Source organism: Herpetosiphon geysericola (assembly GCF_001306135.1).
Lineage (GTDB): Bacteria > Chloroflexota > Chloroflexia > Chloroflexales > Herpetosiphonaceae > Herpetosiphon > Herpetosiphon geysericola.
Window position 1 is genome coordinate 133,454 of the sequence record NZ_LGKP01000042.1, and the last position, 14,251, is coordinate 147,704.

Below are 14,251 nucleotides of genomic sequence, written 5' to 3' on the forward strand. Positions count from 1 at the left end.
GGTCGGCTCTGGAACATTCTCGGTGCAACGGCTATGCTATGCTTGGCGTATGGATGAACTCCAAACCACGCTTCAATCACTCGTGGTCGGCGATAGTGGGATACTGATTGATACGATCACGATGCAGGCGCAGGATTGTCAGATCACGGCCCATTGCACCACCCTCGTCGCATCGTGTCCGAGCTGTGCTACCCCATCGTCGTCAGTGCATAGTCGCTATCGCCGCCGCCTTGCGGATCGCACCGTGGGTACGACATCGGTGACGCTTCAGCTCACCGTGCGGCGCTTCCGCTGCCGCAATCACGGCTGTCACCAGCAGATTTTTGCCGAGCGCCTTCCCGCGCTTATGGCTCCTCACCAACGGAGCACGATCCGGCTCGCCCATGCCTTTCAAACCATGGGCCTTGCCCTCGGTGGACGACCAGGCGCACGCGTTGCCCAAACACTCGGCATGCCGACGAGCCATACCACCATGCTCCGCCGTATTCATCAGCTGCCCATTCCGCCCATCACCACCCCAACCGCCATCGGCATTGACGAATGGGCCTGGCGCAAACGCACCGCCTATGGCTGTATCGTTGTGGATTTACACACCAATCGGGTGCTCGATCTTCTCCCCGACCAAGCACAAAGCACCATTGTCACATGGCTGCGCCAGTATCCATCGATTCAGATCGTCAGTCGTGATCGCGGTGGCGGATTTGCTGCTGCCATTACCGCCGCGCTGCCGACGGCAACCCAGGTGGTTGATCGTTGGCATCTCATTAAGAATTACGGCGAAGCTCTCGAAGCTGCCTTGCTCAGCAAGCGCGCAGTGCTCCGGGCGGCATGTACGCCACCCGAATCGGCTGCAGATGTGCCCTTGATCGATCCGTTCGTGGGGGCATTGACCCGAACGGGTCGCCATGGGCCAGATGCCCCCATGCTGGAAGCCGATATCGCGGCGCGGCGTGAGCGTCATGCCGTACTCTGTGCCCTGCATGCGCAGATTCATACGCTCCGTGCCACCGGAGCCGACATTGTGAGCATCGCCAAGATGGTCTCAACCACGCGCGCGACCGTCTATCGCTATCTCGCCATGGAAACGCCACCCGATTGGGTGCAACCACGCCGCCGCACAACGCTTGACCCCTATAAAGCATTCCTCTTGCAGCAATGGAGCGCAGGATGCCAGAGTCCCCGTCAGTTGTGGCGGATGATTCGGGCGCAAGGCTTTACGGGTGCTGAGACGGTAGTAACGCGGTATCTGGCATTCATGGGGTGTCAAAAAACCAAACCACGACCCATGATTCACCCAACCTATGCCTTGAATAACGGACGGATTCCCTCCGCCGGACACACCGCGCAGTGGGTGCTGCTCGCGCCCATGCGTCGCACGGCCAACCAACAGGCATTTTTGGATGCGGTTGCGGCGGCAGACCCCGACTGTGCCACACTGATCACGCTCAGTGAGCAGTTTCTGGCCATGATTCGGGCCAATGAAGCCGCTGCGCTCACGGCATGGATTACGGCGGCGATCACGACCACAACGGGCCATCTTCACCGCTTTGCGCAGCGGTTGCGTCAGGACGAAGCCGCCGTTCGCGCCGGAATTGCAGGGCCATGGAGCAACGGTCCAGTCGAAGGGCAGATTCATCGCTTGAAGCTGCTCAAACGGCAGGCCTATGGCCGTGCCAGCCTCGCACTGCTTCGCATCCGCCTGATCGCTCAGCCGCCAGCGACAGCACCTCCATAACCGATCATCAACAGCCGTTGCACCGAGAATGTTCCAGAGCCGGGGGGTCTTGGCTAAGTGTGATTAGGGGTAAACCCCAATGCCAGTCAAATAAGCATTTTATGGCTTCTGCAACCACTGAATCGGTTGATATAGGGGCTTGCTTTGGCCTAGCCTGTCCATCCAGCCCAACCAAACAGATCGCCGTCGCAAAGCGTCCATTGGGGAGACACCATCCACGATCCTCTGGTCCTTTCCGGGGAATTTTTGTCCTGCGTTGCCGAACCATGCGTGGATAGATTCGTAGGCGACGCTGTGGGAGCAGGGTGGTCGGAATTCCGCGACCATCCGTTCATACAAGCGACCATGATCGATCGGGTCGGTCTGCTGAAATTCCCGCACGGCAGCCTGAACTTCCGCGACGGCGGTGACAAAACTGAGGCGATCGGGGTCAATATGGGGTGTGGCAACGATTGCTGTTTTTGGGGGCCATTTGTCGATATATGTCTGCTCATAACGATGAGCGGACACCATAATGCACATATTTGGCCGATCGATGTCTGCTAATGCTAACCAAAACGGCAAAATTTGCTATCTGCTCATCATTTTCGATGCATAATCGAGGGTGATTATCCGTTACTTTTATGCATTATGGACTATGTCCCTTAAAAGAACGAATCGTTGCCCTATCCCTCATCGGCTTGGTTTAGGTCCGGATGCTACATCGCTGGTTCTGGCGGGAGTAATTGATCGAGATCGACCCCTATCGCCATAAGTCGCATGCGCCACACCTTGAGATCGCCTTCTTTTCCGAGGTAGAGGGAGCGCTGGCGTTGCCCCTCCACCCAGCGGTAGTAGCAATAGGGGCCAAATGAGCGGTATTCGAGTTGTGTTTCCACCTTTCCCGTTGCCTCATCCTTGACCAGAACGATCCGTGGCCGTTTCACATAGCGAAGATCTAACCACCCCAAACCCAGCTGTTTAATGGTGGCGAGTGTGCGATGCGCTTGGTTCACCTGGTCTACGAGATGTGCGATTTCAGTGCTATCGTCGATGGCTGCGGTCGCAAGATGCAGGGCGAGCAAGGCGAGTTCGGCTTGCGCCTTTTTGCGATTGATGGCATTTCCTTGGACTTTATCGGTGCGTTTGCGTCCATGCCGTTGATAGCGAGCATCGAGCTGAATCGGAATCGTTGCTTCAAGCGTGGCGATGCGATCCACAATCGTTGTCGCGGCGGTCGTGAGTATATTTACAGTGTCTTTATCCATATATAACCCTGTAACTAGCTGGTCGTAAATCCTACATTTTCCTTCTAAAGTTGTAACTTTGATCGCTTGATGGCCGTTTTTTATCGTCGCTTCGTGGCCGTTTTGATTCTCCAAGCAACAATCATGGTCATTAAGTTAAGGTGCTGTCCTCAACTTCGTTCTTTACTCCGAACTCCCTCGGAATCCATGTGATCTGCCGTATTCGACCTCATGCCGTTGCGACAATCTCCAATGATGAGTTCGTCTGAGCCTCAAATATTATGCTTCGATAGAATGCTAGGAGCCAACAGGTCTCTTGTATATTCTCCTCATTTGCTGCTACTAAGCAGTGAAATACGCCCAATCCTACGCTGTAGGGGCCTGAGGCACCAAGACTCTGAAAGCCATTCCACATGTCGCTTCTATGAATATCATTTATACGATGTATATCAAAGCGACTGTCGATAGCGAGGTGAGTCTTAAATAGGTACGCATACAGGCCTCTAACAATCATCGATAGAGTTGTGAATAGACGTTTCTCGTCTACAGGGAATTCATATAGATTCTCGGCAAGAAATAACGATTCTGATTGTGGAATAGTTGATATCCACTTTCCATTATTTTTTGCATCCCGAGCCAACTGTGATTTATTCTTTCTCGCGGATCGAAGGAAGGTAGTATTCTGTATTACTATTGCCGTCGGACTTTGCCGAGATGTTCTATCTAAAACAAGATAATCCCGCAAATAATCATCGGATTGCGATTTTTTATTATTACAATTAAAGCAAACCGGAACTATGACTGGATTATTAGGTTTATTGCCTGCAAACAAGCAGCGTGGGACGACGTGTTCTCGTGTAAGTTCTCGCGTCTCCCCACAATAAACACATGTTCCTATCTTTGATTTCTTGCCCATGCTATAACCTCATACTTCGTATTGCACGCTACTGTTAGTGCCGAAGACCAACAAATGGCCAGAGAGCGGCGATAAAAAACGGCTATCAAGCGATCAAAGTGACATAAAATATACGAATGCGATAGTATCATGGTTGTGTTTTGGGATCAATGTAAGCAGACTAAGAGGGATGGAGCCGGCGTAGTAGTCGAGCATGTAGAACGAATCCGCAGGGTTTAGCCAACAAGACATTATTTGGCTAAACCCTGCAGCCAAGAGATTCTGCTGTGTCTGACGTTAGGCATGTCGCTCGCAGTGACATGGGCATTGGATGATGACAATCACCATTATTCGACGGTGTGTAGCGAGCATGATAGACTTGCATTTAGTTGGGAGTTTAATAGAAGGTGGAGGATAGATGAATGTCATACAACAACGAGGGTACCTTCTCCCACTTTCGCAGGTTGAGCATCTACCGCCGTAGTGCTCCCATCGTTGTTGGTCTTTCTTCTTTTCTCGGGTGCTTAACTGTGAGAATGCTGATATGCAACCATTTGAAACGTACCTCCGTGAGCTGCGCGATATTCAGTCATCTGGCGCAGCCGTGCAAGAGACATGGTACTATGGGCTGTTAGCGACCCTCCTCAATGAGGTCGGCAAGACCCTTTCCCCGCGCGTTCGTTGCGTCATTAACCTCAAGAATCATGGTGCAGGCATTCCTGATGACGGCCTGTTTACCGCCGATCAGTTGCAACGCATCGGTGGGGCTGAGTTTCAACTTGGCCAACTCCCGAGTCGCGGCGTAATTGGGATAGGGAAACGATTCGTGTTTTTAAACGCCATATTCCATAATGCGTAGAAATGAGCATTAATCCAGACTGGAGATCGAAGAGAATGAGCAGACATCGATTGGCCAAATTTGTGCACCATGCTGCCCGCTCATCAGTATAAGCAGTCATGCATCGACACATGACCGTAAGAAACAGGAATCGTTGCCGCACCCCAATCTGCGTTTAACTCCATATTCTATTTAATTTTTTCAGGTAGATTTGGAAACTTACTATAATAGCCCAACAATAGAGATCTTATGACCATATACTTTTTCAATAGTATTTTTTAGTCGCTGTGCATATTCTTGGATACTTTTCTCAGCATCTTCAAGTTCACTACGCTTTATAGGAGGAGCCTGAAAGATATTTCCGAATTGTTGGATAGCAGCCTCTGCATAGCGTTGATTTTTTCGATACTGCTCAATCATATTAATACAATGTTTTATTTCCTCGTTAATATCATTAAGCCTTACTTCTTTCGGTTTTAAGTTGAGAACTTCTTCGACTGTTTGGAGTCCCGTACTAGGAACCGGCGTATCATCAGGCTCTTTACGGTCAGCGCGTGATTTACGCCGCTCCGCCAAAATTTCCTTAACTTCGTTAAAAAGAAACGTAACACCTTGCATCAAAATCGGATTGGCAAGCCCCTCAAGCTCATTCATACCATCGTCTCCTTGTATTATGCTGTTAGTATCTAAAACTATGAGACCATCCAAAAAATTCAAAATCTTGTTTTTTGTATGGTCAATGCGCTTATAATTTGTTATTTGTTCACTTGCTGTCGCCTCATCATTTGACGCATCAAAAGCGAGGGATGCATCATTCTTAAATGGGCTCCGTAATCCTCCAACGCGGGGTAATACAAGTCTTGGTGGGGCAACGGCAATACGTTGAAAATATACCAAATCATGAGGATAATAGCGTTGAATTATGGGCGTTGCCTTCGCAATCCAAGCATCTACCTCATGCCAGCTACCGGATTGCGTTGACTCAAGTTCTTGTTTCAATTGAACTAAAAGCCTACTATTACTCACGTTAAGAATACTCCCTAGTACAGTATGAATAGTATACATTATTGGTGATGCTATTTAAGGTATTTCATAAATTGCTTTATTTAAGATTTCGATGGATATATCATAGATACGCCTGATGTGAGTTATGACGAAAGAAACGCTTGACAAAGAAAGACGGAAGTCCGACGATGGATGTGCTTACCAACCATCAACAGGAGTTCCGTCCATGCCTAGTATACCATTTTCTGATGTGATGACCATGCTGTATGTGCTGGTTGATGATTGGTATCAATCAACCAACCGTTCTCCCAAGGCAGCTGCCCCAGGGCCGGCTCCCGCCCTCGCGCCAAGCGAGGTGCTCACCATTTTGTTGGCAATGGATCTGGTACCCTTTCCCAGCGAACGCGGCTTCTTAGGATTTCTCCGGTCAACGCATGGCGATCTATTTCCAACCCTGCCGCACCAAAGTCAATTTAATCGCCATGCCCGCCGACTGTGTGGTCTGCTCGAACCCGTACGTCGCTCATGGCTCGCGTCATGGGCCATGGTGGACGGCCCACAGGTCATCCTTGATACCAAACCGATTCCGGTCATGGGCTATACGCGTCCGAAAACCCGCAGCGATTTCGCTGGAAGCGCGAGTTATGGCTATTGTGCCAGCCGAAAATTACCGTATTTTGGGTATAAACTGGTGATGCTCACGACCCTCGATGGCATTCCGGTGGCCTATGACCTTGTACCGGCCCATACCGATGAGCGCGCCGCTGCGGACGAAATTCTGGACCAGATCACCAATGCCGACGTGTGGGCGGATAAAGGATTTCTCGGTGAACAGTGGCATCAGGAAGTCCGAGCCACCACCGATAATCGCATCTGGACGGCCAAACGCCACAACCAACGGCAGAATCCTGCGCCATTTGATTCCCTGCTCGGGTCGATCCGCGAACGGATCGAAGGGACGTTTCATGAACTGCAAAACACGGGACGGAACAGTGAGCGCTTGTTGGCCAAAACGGTGGAAGGCTTGGTAACGCGCATTGCCAGTAAGGTGACGCATCTCGTCGTGAAGGCCGTGTTGCGTGCGCGATTTGGCATTGATGTCCTCACCTTTACCGTGATCAAAGAAGTCTAACTCACATCAGGCGTATAGATCTATTCAATCAGGTAGTCTATGATCATTGTTCATCCCAGAAAGGATTCATTTCTTGTTTTATCTCACTCCCATCTAATGGGATGTACCATGTTTTTTCAAGTCCTCTTCGAGTTCCAGTTACACAAAATAAGGCACTATCGTTATTAACAAATCGGATATTTAAGAAATTTCTTGCCTCAGCCCATTTTGCATAGCCATTCTCACACGTCTCTGTACAAAGAATTCTTATCGTCTGTGAATAAATATCAAAAATTGCAATACTTTCTTTCCAATCTACCGTATTTATTAGATTATGGTCTGGCGCTTTGCCTTCATTATCAATGATATACGTACCTGGAATAGAGGATGGGGAGAAATCGGATGCGAAGCTATAGGCAATAAACCTATTATTTAATGAAAATACCGGTTTTTCATAGACAATTTGATTATCTGGTGATGAAAAGACAGGTATTGTACTCTTCATAGTAAATAAGTAAAATTTCTTTTGGTCCCAATCACTAGTATTTTCATAGATTCGATTGGTGAAACTTCTTGTAAAATTATGAATATACAGTACCATATGTATGGTATCGAGCGAATTTACTAATGCAACTTCAAATCTTCTTTCAGTTTGAATTAAATCTTTATAAAAATAAGTAGTATTATCTCGCAGAATTATTTTCTCATCATCATAATGATACCATTGCTCACCCCAAGTAAAGTCCGAAGGTTTAATATATTGATTAAACACGTTTTGGATATTTTCAATGACGCGTTCTATTTTTTTCTATTCTCTCAAGAATATTAATAGAAAATAATGATTCAGGAAGGTGATTAAGTCTTATAAGTTTTTCGTCGATAGAATCTATTTCCTTTTGTATACCATTAATTGAATTACGTATTTCGATTGGAATATTAATCCCATATTGAGCCTTAACCTCATTAAGATATCGTAAATTATCATTATGCGTGCTGCGCTGCGTTAGAAGGGATTCGATCTCTTTTTCTATTTCATTCATTTGGGCTAACCTCTATTCTTAATCCATTGAAGATTATATTCATCGTATTGACTTTCTATTTCTATAATACAATACATCCGTATCTTTCGATAATGAAGTAGTTAAGATCTAATTTTTCTCTACAACCAGAAAATCACTGCTATTGTAGGCCGTCACAAATACTGAGATTTCCCCATGCTGAATGTATCAAGTTTCATCACAAATTAGCGATGTGTGTCAGATAGTGAGACTGGACTATAACGTTTTAAACCTATAGATTTTGATTCAGATCCTCCTGTCCATCTATTGTGCATGATTAATCATCATTGGTAAGATATTGCATACAAAGGTGGGTATTTTGACGGCCGTCAAAATACCCACCTTTGTATGATTAAAACATGTACTTCTATGTTATGATAGCTTTATGAAGAGGAGAACGAGACACATCAATGAGGATACTGATGCCAGCTAACCGACACTCCCGAAAGCCGAAGCATAGCACGCCACCAAGTACGCTCCTTGCCTATCCATCCACACTCACACTCAAACCGGGTGATCTCGAAGCGTGGAGTGAGCAGGTAAGCGACTATATAACCACAATTCATGATCGTGCAGCCACTGTTGGATTACGGCTTAAGTATATGGCGAATGAATCAACCAATTTTGATACGCCCATTGGTATATGGTATGTACTCAACGGTAACGAAATTGTGCTTGAAGGTACCGAGGTTGAAGCCTATGATTATATCGAGGCAATCATTGAGGATCAGGTGATTCGTTCGTAAGCCCTATAAGAAAACTCTTAAACTGTAAAAGGAGGATAAGATGCAAATTGATGCGCTATTTACCGAATTAGCCAAGATCGATGGTGTACGTGAGGTAGCGAGAGTCGTAGAAACGTTTGAAATCGTGAGAAATGCAACGGATGGACGGGTGCAACGCGTTACCGTTCAAATCCTTGATAATGGTACACGGGCAAATCCGCACTATCGCTATGCCTGTTTTGCAACTGCGGATGATGGGCGTAGCGCTGCGGGCAATCCTGATGAATCGATTGAAATGGCGTTCGACAATCTGCACTGGGAACACTTAGATTTGCCGCTGGATTAAGTCTTTTTTTGGATGTTAGGGTACTGATTTGTCCCACAAATCAGCCCCTATTCTTAAGAGAATTTAATGCCAATCCATCGTCTTGTATGCTAGTGGAATAAACTGAGAAGATTGATGAGTTGAAGAGTCAGTATTCTCAACTCATCTATTTTATAAGGAGTTATATCCATGAAGGAATCCTATGGCTATCTCCCGCTCGCCAATCTCTCGGAATTATGGGATATTCATCGTTTTAACCTCGCACTGCTTGAAAAACAGGCGGCACAGTATGGCTCGGCTGCCGTGCCGCTACTCACGCAGAATGAGATCAAAAACGAACAATTAATCTTAAAAGAACTTCATGCTGAATTTGATCGGCGCGGCGAGTTACCACAACCCATCAATCCTCAGAAAACAGTCGGTCGGCAATTGTATCAACTTATCTTACTTGAGGACGAACAACGTGCATTATTGGCGCATATTGCCCAAGCACAACGATCATTGCCACGGTTCGAGCGCCAGCCTGTCACCCTGCTGCAGGTAAATGAAGGGCCAGATTATATTCATCACCCTGGCTTTGCTAAACGAAAAATTCCTGTTTACCACGGTGATTTAAACGCGCTCGCACGCGAAGGTCTTCTGGTGGCTAGTCGAACCAGAAAAGGAACTCCTACCTACGATATTACGGCGCATGGGTTTGCGTATGTTGATTATATGATATCACTCCAATCACAATCTTAAAGTCTAAAATAGAAACAAGCACCGAGAAGGAATCAGTATATTCTTTTGGGGTATAAGAGCTATTTGGCCCCTCCGTATGAATGTCCACCATAATCTCAGTTATGTTGAACCCCGTAATAAAATCGTCAAATAGCTTTTGTACCCCATTAACCCAATTGGATCTGGCGGACGCAATCTGTAATCTTACACCCACTCTGAGCGATGTCCCAATACCCGCACCAATAAAGTACAAACGTTGTTAAGCTGCACAATGATGAGAACATGCCTTCAGGTGCGGCGGTTTCGCTGTCGCATGGGACGTGTCCTCAATAGATTTTCATTGAACGCGACACTTCCAACTCCCTGCCAGCGCAGCGCTATCCGACTCACGCAAGCCTTTCAAAGCATTGGCTTGACCTTGGCGAACAACCAAGCGCACGGGAATGCTAATCAGTTACTCTACCATTCTGCCCATCACTAAATAACGGTCATGGGTATTGACGAAGGGTCGCATGAGTTTATCAGGTACATCATTGCCTGGATCATTAGCGGTCGATAACCTCTGCGAAAAAGCTATTTTGTTGGAATGACCTTTTCATATTGGTGAAATAATAAAACCGCTGATTCAGTATTTTGGTTCGGTCCCAAGCTGATTTGATCGCCAACCTTCAATTGAAGGCGATCTTGTATTTTATCATCGTTGAGATATGTTCCCCTCCGACTTTCAAGATCTTGAATAAACATACGTCGGCCTTGCCTGATTATTGCGCAGTGAAGATTACTCACCATACCGTACGTTTGCGCAATGATAATGGCACATTGAGATCGCCCAATTGTCACATAATCAAACGCAAGTCCGTGCGTACTTAAGCGTTGATTATCCTTCATCAAGGACAAGTAGGCATATGGAGCGTTGGCATTAATTTCAGCCATCGCTATAGGTTCTGCTTGGCGCAACTCGAACTCAGCCATAATTGATTCAATCGCTTGCTGTTCGCGATAAATACTATTATTTAACTCCGTGGAGATGTGAATCCCAACTTGAGAGGCTTGAATTTCAAGCATACCTAGATTTCTCCGATGGATGTTCAGGATTTCCCGGAGGTCTTTAGTCAAAATTTGTGCATACGACTTAGCCATAAAACCCTCCTTACAGAGCAACCTGTCGTTACAGTGTTGGTTAATTGCATCTTTGTCATAAGCGAAAATCGCGAACGACTGCAACGACTCTCATCATATCGTAAGTTCTGTTGCCTAGCCTCGGCCGTTTGCAAGTGATATATTACCTCAATAGGTCACGTTGCTATCAATCTCTCCCCACTAAAAGTTCCATCCATTCTTTGGCAGAACGAGTTTGCGAAGGGAGCAGTCATGATCGAATATCAGGTCGGCGATATTATTCTAGGAGAATATCATGTTTTTCAGGTTTTGAAAGGCGGACAGGGGATTGTCTACCTCTGCAAAGTCGGTCTGGGAACCGTAGCACTCAAAACCTTCAATAATACAGTGGCGTGGGATACCAATAGGCGCAATATGTTTCGCAAGGAAGCTCTGGTTTGGTTAAGATTAGGCTTCCATCCCTACATTGTCCCGGCTTTAGGGTTTCTGATGGTAGGCGAACAACCGTACATTTTGTCCGAGGCCATAGTCGATTCCGATCAACGGTCTTTTAGCCTAGACACGCTTCTGCAAGAGCGTGGTCAACTTAATAACAACGAAGCCGTCGTGGCTTGTTGGCAAATAATCACTGCTATGATATTCGTCACGCGCCAAATGCCAGATCTCGTGCACTGCGACTTAAAACCAAGCAATATTCTCGTTGATTCAAGTGGTACCATGCGTATATCCGATTTTGGTCTTGTCCAAGCGCTCTCCAATCCGCAAGCAGGCTCCATCCCTTATATGTCCCCGGAGCAGGTGCGTGGCACCCCGCTCGATGCCCGCAGCGATATCTTCGCCTTAGGCGCTATCACCTACGAGCTACTGACAGGCCGCCTAGCCTTTCCTGTCGTGCGTCCAGGGCAAGAGTCGAGTCCACAAGTCATCTCACAAGCGCTTGCGGATTTGGCCAAGCTTCATAGCACAGGCTATATCCCCGCCGATATCGACTGGCGTGTGCCCTCGGATTTGAGAGCATGGATCAAACGGTGCTTAGCCAGCAATCCGGAGGATCGGTATCGAGGATGGGATGAAGCGCAAGCAGCGCTGGCATATCTGGCACGAACCCGATCAATTGTCCTTGCGCAACCCCCTGCATACGAAGTCCCGCCTCAACTTCTTTTGCTAAAGGCGTTTTCATTCTTCACACTCGGCTATGGGAGTGATGCGTGGGAGCTTTGCAATGCTCTGTTGGATGCCCATCCACATTATAAAGAAGGCCAGTATTTGAAGATCGTGATGCTGTTTGAAGCGGATGGTGAAGAGGCGCAACAAGTAAGAAACACATACATCGATCAACTACTGGCCACTGATCCGCACGACGCGCGGTTTTGGATGTTCAAAGCGATGGTAACCGTTCCGGAGGATGATTCGAGTTACGCTTATGCCCTTGAATGTATCAATCGGGCACTCACACTTGACAGCCAGTTAGCTGATGCTTGGGCTGGACGGGCGATCATCATGGCGAGCTACCACGGCACGCTGAATCTTGCCAGTGATACGCCACCACCGCCCGATGATATGATCGAACGAATCATTAACGATATTCAGTGTGCTGTCGCACTTAATCAGGCGATTTTTGATTTCAATCCAGTCCTCATGCCGATTTTCATCCGATGCTGGCGTTGGCGCTCTTCTCCGGACTACGCTCTACAATTGGTCAGCGAGGGATTGAGTCGCTATCCCATGTCAACCGGGCTGCTCTTGCAACGAGCTGACATCTTGCTTGATCTAGAACGATTTGAGGATGCACAGGAAGATCTTGATCGTGTTTTCGCACTTGACGAGAATTCCTTCCAATACGCGGACATTCAGCGAAGAGCCAACCAGCAACGCTGGCCAACGCGTTACGGGCTAAGCGCTGACAACTCTACGGGATGGATTGCTTGGTGGGAACAGGCCTCGCAACGCGAACGCGAGCTTGATGCACGCACCAGTGCCGGTTACGATCCGCTGACCTTTGGGCGCAATGTGGACGACTATGTTTGGCGGGCGAAGTATTATGAAAGCCGAAAACAGCTCGATCAGGCAATCCAAGAAGCGCATCAGGCGCTTATGCTCGACCCTTGGAACACCAACCTGCTTTGGCTCAAGAGCACATTGCTCGCTACGATTGATTACAACGAGGAGGTTATAACGCTTCTTGAGCGCGCCCGTACCCTGGAACGGAGCGATTTCAATATCCATCGCCTCTATCTAATCATCCTGATTAAACACACCCGCTTTGCCGAGGCTATCACCGAATGCCTGTCGCTCAGTCAGGAATTTCCCGATAACCAAGCGCATCTGACGCGCATTCAGCACCTCGCCTATCAACAGCGCGGCTTTTCGCACAATTTCGGCAGTCAAACAGGATTAGACGAAGCGCTGCGGGATGCCAATAGCGCTCTACGTTTAGATCCCCGAGCTGGCCTGGCCTACGAATTACGGGGTATGGTCCACATCGAACTGGGGCGATATGAAGCGGCACTTGAGGATTTTACCCAGGCAATCGCTTACAACGAAGCGCCCTCCAATGCATATGCGTATCGATCAAACCTTCACCTCTCACTTGGCGATCTCCAGAATGCGGTGGCTGATGCCGAATTGGCGATTGAAGCAAATCCGGAGTCGGGGTATGCCTACAGCATTCGGGCTGACTGTGCTATGCTTGAGCGGCGCATAGTCGTCGCTCAAGCGGATTATGATCGGGCTGTCCAACTCGAGTCCGATCTTGTACCCGCATATGTCGGCCGCGCGTCCATCGCTTTGATGCAAGGAAACATAGAGGGCGCTCTAGCCGATTGCGATACAGCCATCGCGCAGATGACTCTCTTTGCGCCAGCCTATCTCGTTCGCGCCGGAGTCCAAATCGCGCTGGGCCGATTAGAAGAAGCAAACGCCGACCTTGACACATTCATGGAGCTTATACCAAACCCACAGCCTATCTTCGCTGTACAGTTAGCCTATAACCGCGCCGTTTGCTACGTACAGGAGCAGCGCTATGGCGAGGCCCTTCAACAAATCAATCAGGGACTTCAATATATCGACAGAATCATACCAATAGCGCAGGGGACTTACTCGATACTCTTGCTCTCGCAACGGGCTCTCTTATATGGCGGCGTATACCAACGCCCACATGAAGCGCTGCGCGATACCGAACGTGCGCTGTCAATAGACTCCCAGATCCCCGATGTCCTTGTGCTACACGCCACATTGCTGATGCAGTGCGATGATTTTGACGGAGCCTTTCAAGCCGTCATTCAAGCTCTTCAGATCGAACCACGGCATGCTCCTGCGCTTGCGCTTCGCGGTAGTATATGGACGTTCGTTGACGAACTTGATAAAGCCCATGAGGACTTAACGTTGGCTTTAGACCTTGATGATCAAATTCCTCAGGCCCACTTGGGCATGGGTGTCTTACTGACAAAACGAGGAGAACTCCAAACCGCTTTGATACACCTCGAACAGGCAGC

The 14,251-nt window shown here is 48.1% G+C and carries 12 protein-coding genes; 7 read left to right on the forward strand and 5 right to left on the reverse strand.

The window, feature by feature from the left end:
- The first annotated feature begins 49 nt into the window (after positions 1–49).
- On the forward strand, positions 50–1,735 hold the full coding sequence (locus SE18_RS25835) for an ISL3 family transposase (RefSeq protein ID WP_152976772.1): 1,686 nt from the start codon (positions 50–52) through the stop codon (positions 1,733–1,735).
- A gap of 698 nt (positions 1,736–2,433) precedes the next feature.
- On the opposite strand, the gene SE18_RS25845 is transcribed toward SE18_RS25835, so the two are convergent.
- Entirely contained in the window at positions 2,434–2,982 is a 549-nt protein-coding gene (locus SE18_RS25845) for a hypothetical protein (RefSeq protein ID WP_054537376.1), read from the reverse strand.
- A 1,418-nt stretch (positions 2,983–4,400) separates the two neighbouring features.
- On the opposite strand from SE18_RS25845, the gene SE18_RS25855 reads away from it, so the two are divergent.
- Complete coding sequence (locus tag SE18_RS25855) at positions 4,401–4,715, forward strand: hypothetical protein (protein ID WP_054537378.1); 315 nt, start codon at positions 4,401–4,403, stop codon at positions 4,713–4,715.
- 201 nt (positions 4,716–4,916) lie between these two features.
- Here the strand turns inward: SE18_RS25855 and SE18_RS25860 are convergent, their stop codons facing one another.
- A complete protein-coding gene (locus SE18_RS25860; protein WP_152976773.1) occupies positions 4,917–5,720 on the reverse strand; it encodes a hypothetical protein in 804 nt (267 codons plus the stop codon).
- A 205-nt stretch (positions 5,721–5,925) separates the two neighbouring features.
- Here SE18_RS25860 and SE18_RS25865 point away from each other — a divergent pair, with 205 nt between their 5' ends.
- The gene (locus SE18_RS25865) at positions 5,926–6,831 is read left to right on the forward strand and encodes an IS982 family transposase (protein ID WP_054537276.1); all 906 of its coding nucleotides are present in this window, start codon (positions 5,926–5,928) and stop codon (positions 6,829–6,831) included.
- A 43-nt stretch (positions 6,832–6,874) separates the two neighbouring features.
- On the opposite strand, the gene SE18_RS25870 is transcribed toward SE18_RS25865, so the two are convergent.
- Complete coding sequence (locus SE18_RS25870; RefSeq protein ID WP_054537277.1) at positions 6,875–7,582, reverse strand: hypothetical protein; 708 nt, start codon at positions 7,580–7,582, stop codon at positions 6,875–6,877.
- 13 nt (positions 7,583–7,595) lie between these two features.
- Positions 7,596–7,850 carry a hypothetical protein gene (locus SE18_RS25875; RefSeq protein WP_054537278.1) on the reverse strand — a complete coding sequence of 85 codons (255 nt, stop codon included), beginning with the start codon at positions 7,848–7,850 and terminating at the stop codon, positions 7,596–7,598.
- Between the two features lie 620 nt (positions 7,851–8,470).
- On the opposite strand from SE18_RS25875, the gene SE18_RS27660 reads away from it, so the two are divergent.
- The 3 genes from SE18_RS27660 to SE18_RS25885 all read left to right on the forward strand — a co-directional run bounded on the left by SE18_RS27660 (position 8,471) and on the right by SE18_RS25885 (position 9,659).
- Positions 8,471–8,614 (forward strand): hypothetical protein, encoded by a 144-nt coding sequence (locus SE18_RS27660; RefSeq protein ID WP_160319556.1) that lies wholly within the window; start codon positions 8,471–8,473, stop codon positions 8,612–8,614.
- A gap of 40 nt (positions 8,615–8,654) precedes the next feature.
- Positions 8,655–8,939: a YbeD family protein gene (locus tag SE18_RS25880; RefSeq protein WP_054537279.1), complete on the forward strand. Its 285-nt coding sequence runs from the start codon at positions 8,655–8,657 to the stop codon at positions 8,937–8,939.
- A 168-nt stretch (positions 8,940–9,107) separates the two neighbouring features.
- Entirely contained in the window at positions 9,108–9,659 is a 552-nt protein-coding gene (locus SE18_RS25885) for a hypothetical protein (RefSeq protein ID WP_054537280.1), read from the forward strand.
- 552 nt (positions 9,660–10,211) lie between these two features.
- Here SE18_RS25885 and SE18_RS25890 read toward each other — a convergent pair.
- Positions 10,212–10,778, reverse strand: coding sequence for an FHA domain-containing protein (locus SE18_RS25890; RefSeq protein ID WP_054537281.1), 567 nt, complete (start codon positions 10,776–10,778; stop codon positions 10,212–10,214).
- Between the two features lie 231 nt (positions 10,779–11,009).
- Here SE18_RS25890 and SE18_RS25895 point away from each other — a divergent pair.
- Positions 11,010–14,251: protein kinase domain-containing protein (locus SE18_RS25895; RefSeq protein ID WP_152976774.1), on the forward strand; the 3,242-nt coding region annotated here is incomplete at its 3' end.

Coding starts and splice junctions, on each gene's coding strand:
- SE18_RS25835 (WP_152976772.1), top strand. CDS start 50: ATGGATGAACTCCAAACCACGCTTCAATCACTCGTGGTCGGCGATAGT.
- SE18_RS25845 (WP_054537376.1), bottom strand. CDS start 2,982: ATGGATAAAGACACTGTAAATATACTCACGACCGCCGCGACAACGATT.
- SE18_RS25855 (WP_054537378.1), top strand. CDS start 4,401: ATGCAACCATTTGAAACGTACCTCCGTGAGCTGCGCGATATTCAGTCA.
- SE18_RS25865 (WP_054537276.1), top strand. CDS start 5,926: ATGCCTAGTATACCATTTTCTGATGTGATGACCATGCTGTATGTGCTG.
- SE18_RS25875 (WP_054537278.1), bottom strand. CDS start 7,850: ATGAATGAAATAGAAAAAGAGATCGAATCCCTTCTAACGCAGCGCAGC.
- SE18_RS27660 (WP_160319556.1), top strand. CDS start 8,471: ATGGCGAATGAATCAACCAATTTTGATACGCCCATTGGTATATGGTAT.
- SE18_RS25880 (WP_054537279.1), top strand. CDS start 8,655: ATGCAAATTGATGCGCTATTTACCGAATTAGCCAAGATCGATGGTGTA.
- SE18_RS25885 (WP_054537280.1), top strand. CDS start 9,108: ATGAAGGAATCCTATGGCTATCTCCCGCTCGCCAATCTCTCGGAATTA.
- SE18_RS25890 (WP_054537281.1), bottom strand. CDS start 10,778: ATGGCTAAGTCGTATGCACAAATTTTGACTAAAGACCTCCGGGAAATC.